The sequence below is a fragment of the Kitasatospora albolonga genome, from assembly GCF_039535905.1.
Lineage (GTDB): Bacteria > Actinomycetota > Actinomycetes > Streptomycetales > Streptomycetaceae > Kitasatospora > Kitasatospora albolonga.
On sequence record NZ_BAAAYB010000037.1, the window covers coordinates 139,083 to 153,994 of the forward strand.

Annotated in this window: 17 protein-coding genes; 11 read left to right on the forward strand and 6 right to left on the reverse strand. The window is 73.5% G+C overall.

Going from position 1 to position 14,912, the window contains the following annotated elements; all coding sequences use genetic code 11:
- Position 1: 1 nt before the first annotated feature.
- A complete protein-coding gene (locus ABD946_RS10070) occupies positions 2-1,345 on the reverse strand; it encodes an APC family permease (protein WP_345282114.1) in 1,344 nt (447 codons plus the stop codon).
- Positions 1,346-1,430: 85 nt separating this feature from the next.
- On the opposite strand from ABD946_RS10070, the gene ABD946_RS10075 reads away from it, so the two are divergent.
- A complete protein-coding gene (locus tag ABD946_RS10075) occupies positions 1,431-2,408 on the forward strand; it encodes a 4-hydroxy-3-methylbut-2-enyl diphosphate reductase (protein ID WP_380149420.1) in 978 nt (325 codons plus the stop codon).
- 95 nt (positions 2,409-2,503) lie between these two features.
- Complete coding sequence (ppgK, locus tag ABD946_RS10080; protein ID WP_345282118.1) at positions 2,504-3,244, forward strand: polyphosphate--glucose phosphotransferase; 741 nt, start codon at positions 2,504-2,506, stop codon at positions 3,242-3,244.
- Between the two features lie 122 nt (positions 3,245-3,366).
- Here ppgK and ABD946_RS10085 read toward each other — a convergent pair whose 3' ends face one another.
- Entirely contained in the window at positions 3,367-3,822 is a 456-nt protein-coding gene (locus ABD946_RS10085; protein WP_345282120.1) for a DUF6542 domain-containing protein, read from the reverse strand.
- A gap of 282 nt (positions 3,823-4,104) precedes the next feature.
- Between ABD946_RS10085 and ABD946_RS10090 the strand changes: the two genes are divergently transcribed.
- Positions 4,105-4,485, forward strand: a complete 381-nt coding sequence (locus ABD946_RS10090; RefSeq protein ID WP_345282122.1) for a VOC family protein — start codon at positions 4,105-4,107, stop codon at positions 4,483-4,485.
- Between the two features lie 88 nt (positions 4,486-4,573).
- Positions 4,574-5,647, forward strand: a complete 1,074-nt coding sequence (gene ychF, locus ABD946_RS10095; protein ID WP_345282124.1) for a redox-regulated ATPase YchF — start codon at positions 4,574-4,576, stop codon at positions 5,645-5,647.
- Between the two features lie 86 nt (positions 5,648-5,733).
- On the opposite strand, the gene ABD946_RS10100 is transcribed toward ychF, so the two are convergent.
- Together ABD946_RS10100 and ABD946_RS10105 are read right to left on the reverse strand one after the other, a co-directional pair.
- Positions 5,734-5,997, reverse strand: a complete 264-nt coding sequence (locus ABD946_RS10100; RefSeq protein WP_345282126.1) for a type II toxin-antitoxin system RelE family toxin — start codon at positions 5,995-5,997, stop codon at positions 5,734-5,736.
- The gene (locus ABD946_RS10105) at positions 5,990-6,259 is read right to left on the reverse strand and encodes a type II toxin-antitoxin system Phd/YefM family antitoxin (protein WP_345282127.1); all 270 of its coding nucleotides are present in this window, start codon (positions 6,257-6,259) and stop codon (positions 5,990-5,992) included. The genes ABD946_RS10100 and ABD946_RS10105 overlap by 8 nt, the downstream gene beginning before the upstream one ends.
- A gap of 389 nt (positions 6,260-6,648) precedes the next feature.
- Between ABD946_RS10105 and ABD946_RS10110 the strand changes: the two genes are divergently transcribed.
- The 3 genes from ABD946_RS10110 to ABD946_RS10120 all read left to right on the forward strand — a co-directional run bounded on the left by ABD946_RS10110 (position 6,649) and on the right by ABD946_RS10120 (position 8,440).
- The gene (locus ABD946_RS10110; protein WP_345282128.1) at positions 6,649-7,200 is read left to right on the forward strand and encodes an excalibur calcium-binding domain-containing protein; all 552 of its coding nucleotides are present in this window, start codon (positions 6,649-6,651) and stop codon (positions 7,198-7,200) included.
- 65 nt (positions 7,201-7,265) lie between these two features.
- Entirely contained in the window at positions 7,266-7,712 is a 447-nt protein-coding gene (locus tag ABD946_RS10115; RefSeq protein ID WP_345282130.1) for a deaminase, read from the forward strand.
- A 74-nt stretch (positions 7,713-7,786) separates the two neighbouring features.
- Positions 7,787-8,440 carry an HAD-IA family hydrolase gene (locus ABD946_RS10120; protein WP_345282132.1) on the forward strand — a complete coding sequence of 218 codons (654 nt, stop codon included), beginning with the start codon at positions 7,787-7,789 and terminating at the stop codon, positions 8,438-8,440.
- Positions 8,441-8,486: 46 nt separating this feature from the next.
- On the opposite strand, the gene ABD946_RS10125 is transcribed toward ABD946_RS10120, so the two are convergent.
- Positions 8,487-9,068 (reverse strand): pyridoxamine 5'-phosphate oxidase family protein, encoded by a 582-nt coding sequence (locus tag ABD946_RS10125; protein ID WP_345282134.1) that lies wholly within the window; start codon positions 9,066-9,068, stop codon positions 8,487-8,489.
- A gap of 148 nt (positions 9,069-9,216) precedes the next feature.
- Between ABD946_RS10125 and ABD946_RS10130 the strand changes: the two genes are divergently transcribed.
- Positions 9,217-10,035: a methyltransferase domain-containing protein gene (locus ABD946_RS10130; protein ID WP_345282136.1), complete on the forward strand. Its 819-nt coding sequence runs from the start codon at positions 9,217-9,219 to the stop codon at positions 10,033-10,035.
- A 20-nt stretch (positions 10,036-10,055) separates the two neighbouring features.
- Here ABD946_RS10130 and ABD946_RS10135 read toward each other — a convergent pair whose 3' ends face one another.
- Complete coding sequence (locus tag ABD946_RS10135) at positions 10,056-10,910, reverse strand: DsbA family protein (RefSeq protein ID WP_345282138.1); 855 nt, start codon at positions 10,908-10,910, stop codon at positions 10,056-10,058.
- 392 nt (positions 10,911-11,302) lie between these two features.
- Between ABD946_RS10135 and ABD946_RS10140 the strand changes: the two genes are divergently transcribed.
- The 3 genes from ABD946_RS10140 (at position 11,303) to ABD946_RS10150 (ending at position 14,818) form a co-directional block, all read left to right on the forward strand.
- A complete protein-coding gene (locus tag ABD946_RS10140) occupies positions 11,303-11,476 on the forward strand; it encodes an SPOR domain-containing protein (RefSeq protein ID WP_345282140.1) in 174 nt (57 codons plus the stop codon).
- A gap of 23 nt (positions 11,477-11,499) precedes the next feature.
- Complete coding sequence (locus tag ABD946_RS10145; protein ID WP_425558577.1) at positions 11,500-11,889, forward strand: (deoxy)nucleoside triphosphate pyrophosphohydrolase; 390 nt, start codon at positions 11,500-11,502, stop codon at positions 11,887-11,889.
- Between the two features lie 190 nt (positions 11,890-12,079).
- The gene (locus ABD946_RS10150) at positions 12,080-14,818 is read left to right on the forward strand and encodes a SpoIIE family protein phosphatase (RefSeq protein WP_345282144.1); all 2,739 of its coding nucleotides are present in this window, start codon (positions 12,080-12,082) and stop codon (positions 14,816-14,818) included.
- Positions 14,819-14,912 lie beyond the last annotated feature (94 nt).

Consider the following 14,912-nt stretch of genomic DNA (forward strand, 5'->3'; position numbering starts at 1 on the left):
CTCACCCCCGCCGCCGGACCGCCGGACTCTGCACCACCAGTACCACCAGCCCCACCGCGAACCAGGTCGCCCCGACCCACTGCGCGGTGCTGGACGCCTCGACCAGCACCCAGCCGATCACCGCCATGCCCAGCAGCGGCACCAGCAGGTGGCGGAACCAGTCCCGGGACGAGCCCTTGACGGTGTACCAGCCGATCACCGAGGCGTGCAGCAGGCCGAAGGCGCAGAGCGCGCCGACGTTCACCACCGAGGTCAGCTGGTCCAGCCCGTCGTCCCGGCTCGCCGCCCAGACCGCCGCGACCAGGGTCACCACGGCCGCGGTCAGCAGCGCCCGCTGCGGCACCGCCGTCCGGGGGTCGACGGCCGCCAGCACCCGGGGGAGCCGCCCCTCCCGGGCCATCGCGAACAGCAGCCGCCCGGCCGCCGCCTGCCCGGCCAGCGCCGCGAAGGCCGCCCCGACCGCCTTGCTGGCCGCCACCAGGGTCTGCAGCCAGTGCCCGATCGAGGCGTCCACGGTGTCGTAGAAGGCCGAGCCCTGCGCCGCCGGGTCGGCGGCGAGCTGATCCGGCGTCACCGGGCTGAGCAGCGCCGCCAGGTAGGTCTGCGCGACGAACAGCACCCCGGCCAGTGCCAGGCACCACAGCACCGCCCTGGCCACCGCGGCCGAGGCGCCCAACGCCTCCTCCACGAAGGAGGCGATCGCGTCGAAGCCCAGGTACGACAGCACCGCCACGCTGACCGCCGCCATCACCGCCGTGAGCGAGAAGCCGCCGATCCCGGTCAGCGGGCTCAGCCAGTCCCGCTCGGCCCCGTCCCGGGCCAGCACCACCACGGCCGAGACCACGAAGACCGCCAGCACCACCAGCTCCAGCGCCAGCACCGCGAGGCCGACCGCCGCGGCCGTCCGCACCCCGAGCAGGTTGAGCGCGGTGGTGACCAGCACCGCGAGCGCCGTCCAGACCCAGCGGGAGACCTCCGGCACCAGCGAGTTGAGCGCGATCCCGGAGAAGAGGTAGGCGACCGCCGGGATCAGCAGGTAGTCCAGCATCGCCATCCAGCCGGCCACGAAGCCCCAGCCCTCCCCGAGCCCGGCCCGGGCGTAGGCGAAGACCGAACCGGCCCTCGGCACCGCCCGGACCATCTGCGCGTAGCTGTACGCGGTGAACCCCATGGCCACGGTGGCCGCCAGGTAGACCGCCGCCACCGCGCCGTGGCTCTTGGCGTCCAGCACCCCGAACACGCCGACCGGCGCCATCGGGGCGATGAACAGCAGCCCGTAGACCATCAGATCCCGGACGCCGAGGCTCCTGCGCAGCTCGCCCGGCCGTTCAGCCTGCTCACTCATGCTCAGATTTGAACACTTTTGCCGGTTCTGCTCTGGTATCCGGGTACCGTCGGCGCGGCCCCCGCACGCCCGTACCATGGTTCGCATGTCCAACTCTGCGCAGCGCCGTGTCCTGCTCGCCGCCCCCCGGGGCTACTGCGCGGGCGTCGACCGCGCCGTCATCGCCGTGGAGAAGGCCCTGGAGCAGTACGGGGCCCCGATCTACGTCCGCAAGGAGATCGTCCACAACAAGTACGTGGTGCGGACCCTGGAGAAGCAGGGCGCGATCTTCGTGGACGAGACCGAGGAGGTCCCCGAGGGCTCGATCGTGGTCTTCTCCGCCCACGGCGTCGCCCCCTCCGTCCACGACGAGGCCAAGGAGGGCAAGCTCGCCACCATCGACGCCACCTGCCCCCTGGTCACCAAGGTGCACAAGGAGGCCGTCCGCTTCGCCGACGAGGACTACGACATCCTGCTGGTGGGCCACGAGGGCCACGAGGAGGTCATCGGCACCATGGGCGAGGCGCCCGACCGGATCCACCTGGTCGACGGCGCCGAGGACGTGGCCAACGTCAAGGTCCGCGACGAGTCCAAGGTCGTCTGGCTCTCCCAGACCACCCTCTCGGTGGACGAGACCATGGCCACCGTCGGCGAGCTCAAGAAGCGCTTCCCGCTGCTGGTCAGCCCGCCCAGCGACGACATCTGCTACGCCACCCAGAACCGCCAGGTCGCCGTCAAGCAGCTCGCCCCCGAGGCCGACCTGCTGATCGTGGTCGGCTCCAAGAACTCCTCCAACTCGGTCCGCCTGGTCGAGGTCGGCCTGGAGTACGGCGCCAAGGCCGCCCACCTGGTGGACTTCGCCGACGAGATCGACGAGGCCTGGCTGGAGGGCGTCGAGACCGTCGGCCTCACCTCCGGCGCCTCCGTCCCGGAGATCCTGGTCGACGGCGTGCTGGCCTTCCTGGCCGAGCGCGGCTACGCCGACGTGCAGACCGTCCGCACCGCCGAGGAGCACCTGGTCTTCTCGCTCCCCAAGGAGCTCCGCCGCGACCTGCGCGCCGAGGCCGCCGGCAAGCTGGCGTAGTACGCCCGCCCGCCCCCGGTCGTAGCGCGAACCGCCACCGCCGCCCTTAGGTTGGTTGTCCACAGGCCTGTGGACTCACTCCCTGGAGGGCGACGGTGGCGGCGGTTTTCGGTGTGGACATCGGTGGTTCGGGCATCAAGGGCGCCCCGGTCGACCTGACCGGGGGTCAGCTCGCGGAGGAGCGGCACAAGGTGCTGACGCCTCAGCCCTCCACCCCCGAATCGGTGGTCGCCGCCGTCCACGAGGTGGTCTCCCACTTCGGCCACCGGGGCCCGGTCGGCCTCACCTTCCCCGGGGTGGTGGTCGACGGCCGCATCCAGACCGCCGCCAACGTCTCCAAGGACTGGATCGGCCTCGACGCGGCCGGGCTCTTCCGGGAGAGCCTCGACCTCCCCTGCACCGTCCTCAACGACGCCGACGCGGCCGGCCTCGCCGAGGTCCGTCACGGCGCCGGGCGGGACCGCTCCGGCGTGGTCCTGGTCCTCACCTTCGGCACCGGCATCGGCAGCGCCCTCTTCTCCGACGGCGTCCTGGTCCCCAACACCGAACTCGGCCACCTCGAACTGCGCGGCAAGGACGCCGAGCGCCGAGCCTCCTCGGCCGCCCGGGAGCGCCACGAACTCAGCTGGGCCGACTGGGCGGTCCGGGTCGACGAGTACCTCGACCTGGTGGAGAAGCTCTTCTCCCCGCAGCTGATCGTGATCGGCGGCGGAGTCAGTCGTAAGCACGACAAGTTCCTCCCCCTCCTCGCCGACCGCCCCGCCGAGGTCGTCCCGGCCGTCCTGCGCAACGACGCCGGCATCGTCGGCGCCGCGATGGCGGCCGCAGCGGGGTAGCTTCGGGGCGAAAGTGGCCACCCCGGGGGCGCGAGGAACTGCGCGCTGCGGAAGGCGACAACCCGTCACTCAGGCGCGGACAAGCACCTGCAAGTGCTGCCTCGCCGTGACCTGACGCACCCTCAAGAGGCCCGCCGCGCCCGCCTGATCCGCCGCTGCGCCAGGAACCGCGCGGCCACGATCACCGCCGCCAGCCCCGTCCCGGTGAACAGCCACCCCGCCCGCAGCGCCAGCCCGCTCGCCAGCCCCACCACCTGCCCGGTCACCCCCGGCGCCGCCACCGGTTCGAGGACCAGCAGCGCCACCGCGAACGCGATCGGCCCGCTGATCGGTGCCGCGGGCAGGTCCGCCAGCCGTACCCGCACGGCGAGTTGGAAGCACACCGCGACGTAGCCGAGCCCGAACAACACCCCGAGCCCGCCGAACACCAGCCGGTCCGCCCCGGCCGCCACCAAGGTCCCGACCAGGGCCAGCAACCCCGTCCCGACGGCGGTCAGCCGGGCCGGCGGTCCGCTCCTCCCGCCGTTGGCCCCGCTGCCGTTGCCACCTCCGCCCCGCGCCCGGGCGGCCAGCCGCATCGGCAGCCGGAGCGGCCCGCCGCTCCGGGGCCCGGTGCCCCTCGTCCCACCGCCCCTCGACTCGGGGGAACCGGAGGGTCCCGGTACGGCGGCCCCGCCCGGACCGCTCGGCGGTCGGCGTCTGGGCCCTGGCGGCTGGGTTCGGATGCTCTGCTCCACCCGCCCAACGTACGGTCGGATCATCGCCACAGTGTGTAATGGCGCGGCGACCTCCCACCGTGTCCCCGAACGGAGTAGTGTGCGGGCCGTTCGTGATCGTTCGTTGCCCAACGGGGAGGCAGCATGACCGAGTTCGGGTTCGCCCGTCTGCACCACGTCCAGCTGGACGTGCCGAAGGGCTCCGAGGAGACCTGCCGCGCCTTCTGGGGCGGGGTGCTCGGACTGACCGAGCTGCCCAAGCCCCCGGTCCTGGCGGCCCGCGGCGGCTGCTGGTTCGGCGGCGGCGGGGTGGAGGTCCACCTCGGCGCGGTCGGCGAGCACCAGGCCTCGCCCAAGGCCCACCCCGGCTTCCTGATCACCAACCTGGACGCCCTCGCCGCCCGCCTCGCCGAGCACGGCCACCCCGTGACCTGGGACGACAACTTCCCCGGTTACCGCCGCTTCCACTCCGCCGACCCCTTCGGCAACCGCCTGGAGTTCCTGGAGCCCGCCCCCTCGGCCTGAGGTCCCCCTCCCACGGGCCCGTAGACTGGGGGATCGGTCCGGCCCGTCCGGTCCGCTCCACGCCCTCCAAGCCCCGGGACATCGCTTCATGTCGCTCACGATCGGAATCGTCGGCCTGCCGAACGTCGGCAAGTCGACCCTGTTCAACGCCCTGACCAAGAACGACGTGCTGGCGGCCAACTACCCGTTCGCCACCATCGAGCCCAACGTCGGCGTCGTCGGCGTCCCGGACCCGCGCCTGCAGAAGCTGGCCGAGATCTTCGGCTCCCAGAAGATCCTCCCGGCCACCGTCGACTTCGTCGACATCGCCGGCATCGTGCGCGGCGCCAGCGAGGGCGAGGGCCTGGGCAACAAGTTCCTCGCCAACATCCGCGAGTCGGACGCCATCTGCCAGGTCATCAGGGCGTTCAGCGACCCGGACGTCGTCCACGTCGACGGCAAGGTCTCGCCCAAGGACGACATCGAGACCATCAACACCGAGCTGATCCTCGCCGACCTCCAGTCGATCGAGAAGGTCCTCCCCCGCCTGGAGAAGGAGGCCCGCCTCAAGAAGGACACCGTGGCCGTCCTCGCCGCGGCCAAGGAGGCCCAGGCCATCCTGGAGACCGGCAAGACCCTCTTCGAGGCCGGCTTCGACATCTCCCTGGTGCGCGAGCTCCACCTCCTCACCGCCAAGCCCTTCCTCTACGTCTTCAACGTGGACGAGGACGAGCTGGCCGACGAGGACTTCAAGGACGCCCAGCGCGCCCTGGTCGCCCCCGCCGAGGCCATCTTCCTCAACGCCAAGATCGAGTCCGAGCTGATCGAGCTCGACGACGCCGAGGCCCTCGAGCTCCTCCAGTCCATGGGCCAGGAGGAGCCCGGCCTGGCCACCCTCGGCCGCGTCGGCTTCGACACCCTCGGCCTGCAGACCTACCTGACGGCCGGCCCCAAGGAGACCCGGGCCTGGACCATCAAGAAGGGCGCCACCGCCCCCGAGGCCGCCGGTGTCATCCACACCGACTTCCAGAAGGGCTTCATCAAGGCCGAGGTCATCTCCTTCCACGACCTGGTCGAGACCGGCTCCATCGCCGAGGCCCGCGCCAAGGGCAAGGCCCGCATCGAGGGCAAGGAGTACGTCATGCAGGACGGCGACGTCGTGGAGTTCCGCTTCAACGTCTAGTCCAACGTGGTGTCGAGAAGGGGCCGGGCTCTGTGGAGCCCGGCCCCTTCGTCGTCGTGGACGTTCTGATGCGGGGTCAGCGGCGATCAGGTCCCGTAGACGGTGGACCGGCGCCCCACGTGAACCACCCAGACGACCAGTTCCCCGTTGTCGACCGTGTAGACGACGCGGTAGTCGCCGACTCGCAGGCGGCGACGGTCGGGCCGGGACACCAGGGCGGTGGTGTTGAAGCCGAACGGGTCGGATTCGAGCTCGGTCAGCTTGGCCAGGATGCGCAGGGCCACGTCGCGGGGGATCTTCCGGAGCTCGGCCTGGGCTTCGGGGCGGAAGACGGTTCGGTACTCACTCACCGCGCGCCAGGGTCTCCCTTATGACGTCCTCGAGCGGGATACCGGGTGCGGGGTTGGCCATGCGCTCGTCGATGATCCGGTTGATCTCGCGCTCCTCCCACTCCTGGTACTTGCGCAGCACCTCGATGGAGACGACGGCGGCGACTTCCTTGCCGCGGCGCGTGATCACGGTGGGCACGTCGTCCCGGTCCGCGCGCTCCACGACCTCGGCCAGATGCGCGCGCACGTCGCGGATGGACTCTATGGGCAGTGGCTGCGTCATGCGCCCAAGCGTACCGAGTGTCCCATGTGTACACAACGGCCTCCTGCAGTGGCGGGCGGCCAACCTCGCCGCGGTCGCGCGTGCACGGACCGAAGGGCCGGTGGGTGTCGGTGCACGGCGCACGGTTCGGAGCGCCCGTGCCGGACTCGGTGTGGCGGAGGACGATGGGCGGTGGAAGCCCGCCACGGTCCGTCGGACCGGCCGGCGGTCGGCGCGTGGGCGGCTCGGAGGGCGTGATGCGTCGGCGTCCGTTGATGGCAGTCGCGGTGCTGGCCCTGGGGATCGGGCTGGCTGCCTGTGACGGATCCTCACCCGAGGGGCAGTCCGTGGCCGGTGGCAGGACCTCGGCCTCCCGGTCAGCGACGACCGCTCCCACGGAGGTGGTGACGGTGACCGAGCGGCCCACCGTCACGGCGACGGCCACCGAACTGGTGACCGCCAACGCCACCGCGACTGTGAGTGCCGGGGCGAGCAGCACCGCCAGGACCGTCGCGTCGCCGACCGCCGTCGGGCCGTCGGCGCGGGCCGTGGTGGAGCGGTACTACGCGGCGATCAACGCCCGGGACTGGCAGACCGCCTGGGAGCTGGGCGGCCGCAACCTGGCCCGGAGCTACCCGGCATTCGTGGAGGCCTTCGACGGCCTGCTGGCGGACGACCTGACAGTGCTGTCCAGCAACGGCTCGACGGTCGCGATGAGCCTGGTGGCGCTCCAGACGGACGGGACCGCAAAGCTCTTCGAGGGCACCTACATCGTCCGGGACGGAGTGATCACCGGTGCGGAGGTGCGGCAGACCGGTGGGTGGGCGGCCGTCCGGTACTGGCGCAGCTGCGCCGAGGCGGAGCGGGCAGGGGCCGGGCCGTTCCTGGCCGGGCAGCCCGGCTACCGGCCGGGGCTGGACGGGGACGCGGACGGTGTCGCCTGCGAGTGGAACGACCGGTGAGCCGGGGTGACGTACGGTGAGCCGCGCGGTGCCGGCGGGGTGCGCGCGGTGGAGGAGGCAACAGGGTGAAGACGGATCTGGAGTGGCTGGCGCGGGCGGTGGCGTTGTCGCGGAAGTGTCCGCCGTCGGAGACCGCGTTCTCGGTGGGGGCGGTGATCGTCGGTGCGGACGGCGAGGTGCTGGCGGAGGGGTACAGCCGGGAGACGGCGCCGCACGACCATGCGGAGGAGGCGGCGCTGGCGAAGTTGGCGGTGGGGGACGAGCGGCTGCGCGGGGCGACGGTGTACAGCTCCTTGGAGCCGTGCGGGGAGCGGGCCTCGCGGCCGCGGACCTGTGCGGAGCTGATCGTGGCGGCGGGGGTGCCGCGGGTGGTGGTGGCCTGGCGGGAGCCGGACCTGTTCGTGACGGCGTGTCAGGGGACGGCGCTGCTGGAGGCGGCGGGCGTCGAGGTGGTGGAGCTGCCGGAGCTGGCGGCGGAGGCGCGGGCGGTGAACGCGCACCTGTTGGGGTGAGGACGGGTGATGTGTGGTCGTATGCCCGGGTTTTGTAGCCTGGGGGTACGTACACCCGTTCGGAGGAGTTTCCGATGCCCGTGACCCTGCCCGCCCGCGCCCTGCTGCTCGACATGGACGGCACGCTGGTCAACTCCGAGGCGGCGGTCGAGCGTTGCTGGCGTCGCTGGGCGGCGGAGCACGGCATTGACGGTGACCACGCGATGAGCGTGGTGCACGGCCGGCAGGGGCACCTGTCGATGTCGATCCTGCTGCCGGAGCGCCCGATGGAGGAGAACCTCGCGGACAACCGGCGGATGCTGGCCGAGGAGACCGCGGACGTCGACGGCGTGGTGGAGGTGCCGGGGGCGGCGGTCTTCCTGGCCGCGCTGGCGGGGCGGCCGCACGCGCTGGTGACCTCGGCGGACGAGGTGCTGGCCCGGGCCAGGATGGGTGCGGCGGGGCTGCCGCTGCCGGAGCTGATGGTGACGGCCGAGTCGGTGGGGGCCAGCAAGCCGGACCCGGAGGGCTTCCTGAAGGGGGCGGCCGGGCTCGGGGTCGACCCGGCGGACTGCGTGGTGTTCGAGGATTCGGAGGCCGGCGTCCAGGCGGGGAAGGCGGCCGGGATGCGGGTGGTCGGCGTGGGCCCGCGCGCGGCCGCCTTCGGGCCGACGGTGCACGTGGACACCCTGGAGCAGGTCCGGGTGGTCGCGGCGGCGGACGGCGGCCTGGTGCTCGAGATCGGATGAGGGGCGGAGCGGGGCGCCGCCCGGGGAGGCCCGGGCGGCGAAGGGTTCACGGCCGGGGCGGCAGCGGCATCGGGAGGGCGGGCAGCCCGTCCACGCTGACCGGCACGTAGGGCTTGCCCTCGCAGTAGACCGCGAACTCCTCGTCCGTCTTGCGGTCGAAGTACTGGGCGTGCAGCGCGCGGTCCTCGCGGAAGTCCATCAGCGGGACGGCGAAGCCGCAGGAGTCGCTGACCCGGGTGGCGTGCACCAGGACGATCGCGCGCAGCGCGCTGCCGTCGGCCTCCGGCGGGAAGTGGCCGAGCAGTTCGGCGAAGCGCGGGTCGTCGCGGAAGACCGGCTCGCCCCGGCCGTGCACCCGCACCACGGTGGGCGGGCCGTCGAAGGCGCACCACATCAGGGTGATCCGGCCGTTCTCCCGCAGATGGGCGATGGTCTCGGCGGTGGAGCCGCCGAAGTCCAGGTAGGCCAGGGTGAGTTCGTCGATGATGGCCAGGGTGCCGGAGCGGCCCTTGGGGGAGAGGTTGACGTGCCCGTCGGCCGCGAGCGGGGCGGTGGCCGTGAAGAAGACCGGCTGGGCCTCGATGAACTTCCGCAGGCGGCCGTCGATGCGTTCGTATGTCTTTCCCATGGCTCCGATTCTCGCGAAATCGCCTGCCAGGGGCCAGGGCTTACGAGGCCTGTCTCAGGATGAGAGAAAGAACTTCTCGGAGAGCGAGACGGTGTCGTACGCTCGCCACGGCGGCTGACCGGTCGCCCGGAGTCGAGGGGGACCTCCCGTGAGTGACCGTCAGAACGCCTACACCCACGGCCATCAGGAGTCGGTGCTGCGCTCGCACCGCTCCCGCACGGCCGCCGATTCGGCGGCCTACCTGCTGCCCGAACTCCGGCCCGGCCAGAGGCTGTTGGACATCGGGTGCGGCCCCGGGACGATCACCGCGGACCTGGCCCGGCTGGTCGGCCCCGAGGGTCGGGTGGTGGCGGTGGACCGTGAGCCGCAGGTGCTGGCCGAGGCGGCCGCCCACGCGGCGGAGCAGGGGCTGGGCAACATCGTCTTCGAGACCGCCGACGCGCACCGACTGCCGTACGCGGACGGGGAGTTCGACGTGGTGCACGCGCACCAGGTGCTGCAGCACGTGGCCGACCCGGTGGCGGTGCTGCGCGAGCTGCGCCGGGTGACGGCGCCGGGCGGGGTGGTGGCGGTCCGGGACGCGGACTACGCGGCGATGGCCTGGTACCCCGAACTGCCCGAGCTGGACGAGTGGTTGGCGCTCTATCGGCGGATCGCCCGGGCCAACGGCGGCGAGCCGGACGCGGGCCGCCGGCTGACCGCCTGGGCCCGGGAGGCCGGCTTCACCGAGCTGGCCGCCTCCACCGCGACCTGGACCTTCGCCACTCCGGAGCGGCGCGAGTGGTGGGGCGGCACCTGGGCGGAGCGCACCGAGGGGTCCGCCACCGCCGCGACGGCGGTCGGGCGGGGGTTCGCGAGTGCGGAGGACCTGGTGCGGATCGCCGAGGGCTGGCGGCGCTGGGCGGCCGAGCCGGACGGCTGGTTCGCGGTGCTGCACGGGGAGCTGCTGGCCCGCAAGGAGTGGTAGGGAGAGGTGGCGCCGGAGGGTCAGAGCTGGACGCCGGCCCGCTCCAGCACCTCGGCGAAGGCCGCCCGGTCGTAGCGGGAGCCGTCGGTGATCCGCTGCCCGTCCACCACCACGGTCGGCGTGCTGCCGACCCCGGACTGCTCGAAGGCGTGCTCGGCGGCTGAGGCCCAGCTCCGGTGGGCCATGCCCTCCACCGCCCGGTCGAAGGTGTCGCTGCGCAACCCCGGGACACCGGAGGCGAGTTCGAGCAGGAACCGGTCGGTGAAGACGTCGGTCCGCTCCTCGGCCGCCTGGTTGGCGAACAGCGCGGCGTGGTACTCCGGGAACTTCCCGGCCTCCAGCGCGGCCCGGGCGGCGTTCACCGCCTTCACCGAGCCCTCGCCGCCGAGCTTGCCGTCCAGGAAGGAGGCCAGGGTGTACTCGATCCGCAGCTCGCCCTTGGCCGCGGCCGAGGCCAGCAGCTCGCCCGCCGCCGCCTCGAACTTCGCGCAGTAGGGGCAGCGGAAGTCGGCGTAGACCTGCACGGTGTGCCGGGCGTCCGGGTCGCCGACCACCACCGTGGTGCCGTCCGCCCCGAGCCGGGCCGGGAGTTGGGAGAGCGTGGTCGCCTCGGCGGCGGGCAGCGCCTTCGGCTGGACGGTGGTCCGCTCGCCGGCGGCCGAGGAAGACTGCCCCTCGGCGGCCCCGCCGCACCCGGCCAGACTGACGGCGAGCAGCCCGGCGGCGAACGAGCCGGCCAGCACCCGGCGGCGGCGCGGCATCCGGCCGCGGGCCGGCCCGGCGGGCACGTCGGCTGCCCCGCCGGTGGGCCCGCCAGCGGGCACGTCGGCGAGTGCTTCGGCGGGCGCGTCGGCGGGGACAACGGGTGCGGGCATGGGGCGCTCCTCTCCGGCCGGAGGCCCGGGGGAGCGGGCCTCCGTGCCTGTGACGCTAGTGAGCCCCCGGCCGTCGGAGCAGAGGCGCAGGGCCCGCACCCGGCCAGACCTTGGTCCCTGCGGGGGTGGGGCGGCCGGGGCGGGAGCGGCGCGAGGGGAGCCCGTGGTCCGGCTGACGCCCGCTCAGCCCGTACCGCTTACCTCCCGTTAACCGCCGCCGTACCCACCGGTAGCAGTCGGCTCGTAGCGTTCGCGGAGCACCACGCCCCGGTCCGCCCCCCACCGGACCGGGGCGCCCGCCCGACGTCAGCCGCCCACCGCCCACGCCCACCGCCCACGCCCCACCACCCGCCCGTGGTGCCGCCCGCGCGGCGCTCGTTAGGGTGAGGCCCATGGGGAGCGAGGGCGCGGGTGGCGGTACGCACCGGGTGATGCGGCAGGACGACAACGGCAACCGGGCCCTGGTCGCCAAGGGACTGACCCGGCCGGAGGCCGAGGCGCTGGCGGAGGAGTTCGAGGCCCGGGGGCACAAGCAGCTGTACTGGGTCGAGCCGGACGGTCAGTAGGGTCGGTGTCCATGGAGAAGCCCATGGACATCCGGATCGTCGTCGGCGGGGCCCTCGTCCACCGCGGGCGGGTGCTGGCCGCCCGGCGCAGCGCGCCCGCGGCGGTCGCGGGCTACTGGGAGTTCCCCGGTGGGAAGGTCGAGGCGGGGGAGACCGAGGAGCAGGCGCTGGAGCGCGAGCTGCGCGAGGAGCTGGGCGTCGAGGCCCGCGCCCTCGGCCGGCTGCCCGGCAGGTGGCAGGTGCGCCCCGGGCTCGAACTGCGCCTGTGGACCGCCGAGCTGATCGAGGGTGAGCCCCGCCCGCTGGAGGACCACGACGAGCTGCGCTGGCTCGGCCCGGCCGAGCTGGACCAGGTCACCTGGCTGGAGCACGACCGCGAGGTGCTGCCCCACCTCGCCGCCCTGCTGGCCTGAGGGCGGGTCAGCGTGGCCGGCCGCACCGCCGACCTGACACACCCCGCCCCCGTACCGGTACCGCCTGACGACCCGTCCGTTGGGCCAGGTAGGCCAATCGGACAAGCCGCCTCGCTCCCCGGGGTAGCCTGGGCGTTCTGATGGGTATGTCACTTTTCGGCGGTATTCGTCACCATAGGTGAGGCGGTCGGTGTCGAGCACGGGATTCGGCGAGGGCGAGCAGCCGTCGGCTGACGGCGCCGCACGGCGCGGGCTGAGCGGCTCCCCGCGCCCCCGGAGCATCGGCAGTGCCTCGGCCCGGGCCCGGCTCCGCCGTCTGACGCCCAAGCGCTCCGCGGCGGACCGGCCGCAGCACCTCCTCCAGCCCCCGTCGGCCCCGGCCGACCCCCGGCTGGGCGGCGTCCGCGGCGCGCCGAGCGCCCCGTACCCGGGCGGGCCCGGCACCGACCGGCGGCCCCGGGTCGGCGAGCGCCCCGAGGGCAGCCTCTTCGACGTGGTGAAGGTGGCCATCGCGATCCTGGACACCGCGGGCCGGGTGGTGCTGTGGAGCCCGGCCGCCGAGGAGCTGCTCGGCTGGCCGAGCGAGCTGCTGGTGGGCCGGAGGATCGAGGAGTTGATGGAGGATCAGGACCTGGTCCTCCGGGTGAAGGCGGCGATCCAGGAGACCCTGCGCACCGGCCGCTGGCACGGCTGGACCCAGCTGCGCCACCGGGACGACGGCGAAGTCCCGGTGGAGGCGCGGATCTCCCTGCTGGTGGACGGCGACGGCACCCCGTTCCTCCAGGTGGCGCTGGCCGAGGCGGCCACCCTCCAGGCGGTGGAGCACGACCTGGCGGTCCGGGACGCGCTGTTCGAGCAGTCCCCGCTGGGCATCGTGATCCTGGACACCGAGCTGCGCTACACCGCGGTCAACCGGACCATGGCCGAGATGAACGGCCTGCCGCCCGAGGAGCACGTCGGCCGCACCACCGGCGAGACGCTGCCCGAGCGGGCGGCGGACGAGATCACCGCGATCCAGCGCCAGGTGCTGGCCACCGGCGAGCCGGTGGTGGACGTCACGCTGGCCTCGCCGGTGACGGCCCGTTCGGGCTTCCGCTCGATCTCCTACAGCCGGATGACCGACCGGGCCGGCCGGGTGCTGGGCATCTCCGGCACCGTGATGGACGTGACCGAGCGGTACCGCGCGGTGGCCAAGGTGGAGCACGCCCGCCGCCGGCTCTCGCTGCTGAACGAGTTCGGCTCCCGGGTCGGCGACCTGCTGGACGCCGGCCGGATCGCCCAGGAACTGGCCACCGCGGTGGTGCCCCGGCTGGCCGACTACGCGGCGGTGATCCTGCTGCAGGCGGTGGCCCACGGCGACGACCTGCCCCGGCACGGCCACGATCGACGCACCTCGCTGCTCCAGCTCGGCACCGCCGCCGTGCAGGACTCCTCCGAAGTGGAGGTGATGCTCCGCCGGGGAGCCCGGATCACCTTCGCCGAGGACTCCGCCTTCGGCCGGGTGCTCCGCACCGGTGTGCCCGAACTCCTCTCCAACCCGGAGGAGTTGAGCGACCTCACCTACCCGGGCGACCCCAAGGTGCAGGCCGCCCACGACCTCGGCGTGCACTCCCGGCTGGTGGTCCCGCTGCGCGCCCGCGGCATCGTGATCGGCCTGCTCGCGGTGAGCCGGGCCGGCTACCGCGAGGGCTTCGACCGGGACGACCTGGCCTTCACCGTGGAGCTCGCCGACCGGGCCGGCAGCTCGCTGGACAACGCCCGGCTGTACGCCCGCGAGCGGACCGCCGCGCTGACCCTGCAGCGCACCCTGCTGCCCCAGCAGGTGCCGCAGCCCGCCGGGGTCGAGGTGGCCTACCGCTACGTGCCCGGCAGCAGCGGCACCGAGGTCGGCGGCGACTGGTTCGACGTCATCCCGCTGCCCGACGGCCGCACCGCGCTGGTGGTCGGCGACGTGATGGGCCACGGCCTGCGGGCCGCCGCCACGATGGGCCGGCTGCGCACCGCGGTCCGCACCCTGGCCGGGCTCGACCTGCCGCCGGAGATCCTGCTGCGGCACGTCCACGAGCTGGCCGACGACCTGGCCCAGGGCCCGGACGAGGCGCTGCTCGCCACCTGCGTGTACGCGGTCTTCGACCCGGCCACCCGGCGACTGGTGGCGGCCAAGGCCGGGCACATCCCGCCGGTGCTGGTGGTGCCCAAGGAGCCCGGCGAGGAGCCGGTCCGCACGGGCGGCCCGCTGCTCGGCGGCGTCGGCCAGGTGCTCGACCTGCCCTCCGGCGCCCCGCTCGGGGTGGGCGGGGTGCCCTTCGAGTCGATCGAGCTGGACATCCCCGAGGGCAGCCTGCTGGCGCTGTGCACCGACGGTCTGGTGGAGTCCCGGGACAAGGACCTGGACGTCGGCCTCGGCCGGCTGCTGACCGTGCTGGAACAGCCCTACCCGTCGATCCAGCAGGCCTGTGAGGCGGTGCTCGACACCATGGAGCAGGGCCGGGAGCCGGACGACGTGGCGCTGCTGGTGGCGCGGCTGAGCCGGGGTCAGTCCGGCACCCCCACCGCGGGCTGGACCCTCCCCGCGGAGCCCACCGCCGTCTCCCGGGCCCGCCGGCTGGTCCGTGGCGCGCTGACCGACTGGGGGGTGGAACACCTCACCGACACCGCCGAGTTGCTGGTCAGCGAACTGGTCACCAACTCGGTCCGGTACGCCTCGGCGCCGATCGGGGTCCGGCTCACGCTCGGCGACACCCTGCTGGTGGAGATCTCCGACCCGCTGCCCGATCCGCCCCGCGAGCGGCACGCCGCCGAGGCCGACGAGGGCGGCCGCGGCCTGGAGTTGGTACGCCGTCTCGCTCTGCGCTGGGGCGCGCGCGCCGAGGGCATGGGGAAGGTCGTCTGGTTCGAGCTCGACCCCATGGACGACCACCTCGGCTGACCGGATCCGGCGACCGGGCATCGTCGCAGGTGATCGCGGTGGAGCGGGCCGGAGGAGACCCGCTCCCGGGGCGGTTCGAACAGGCGCTCCCGGG

Excerpts from the sequence above, each read along its gene's own strand:
- ABD946_RS10070 (WP_345282114.1), bottom strand. The coding sequence starts at position 1,345 with ATGAGTGAGCAGGCTGAACGGCCGGGCGAGCTGCGCAGGAGCCTCGGC.
- ABD946_RS10075 (WP_380149420.1), top strand. The coding sequence starts at position 1,431 with ATGTCCAACTCTGCGCAGCGCCGTGTCCTGCTCGCCGCCCCCCGGGGC.
- ABD946_RS10085 (WP_345282120.1), bottom strand. The coding sequence starts at position 3,822 with ATGCGGCTGGCCGCCCGGGCGCGGGGCGGAGGTGGCAACGGCAGCGGG.
- ABD946_RS10090 (WP_345282122.1), top strand. The coding sequence starts at position 4,105 with ATGACCGAGTTCGGGTTCGCCCGTCTGCACCACGTCCAGCTGGACGTG.
- ychF (WP_345282124.1), top strand. The coding sequence starts at position 4,574 with ATGTCGCTCACGATCGGAATCGTCGGCCTGCCGAACGTCGGCAAGTCG.
- ABD946_RS10105 (WP_345282127.1), bottom strand. The coding sequence starts at position 6,259 with ATGACGCAGCCACTGCCCATAGAGTCCATCCGCGACGTGCGCGCGCAT.
- ABD946_RS10120 (WP_345282132.1), top strand. The coding sequence starts at position 7,787 with ATGCCCGTGACCCTGCCCGCCCGCGCCCTGCTGCTCGACATGGACGGC.
- ABD946_RS10125 (WP_345282134.1), bottom strand. The coding sequence starts at position 9,068 with ATGGGAAAGACATACGAACGCATCGACGGCCGCCTGCGGAAGTTCATC.
- ABD946_RS10135 (WP_345282138.1), bottom strand. The coding sequence starts at position 10,910 with ATGCCCGCACCCGTTGTCCCCGCCGACGCGCCCGCCGAAGCACTCGCC.
- ABD946_RS10140 (WP_345282140.1), top strand. The coding sequence starts at position 11,303 with ATGGGGAGCGAGGGCGCGGGTGGCGGTACGCACCGGGTGATGCGGCAG.
- ABD946_RS10145 (WP_425558577.1), top strand. The coding sequence starts at position 11,500 with ATGGACATCCGGATCGTCGTCGGCGGGGCCCTCGTCCACCGCGGGCGG.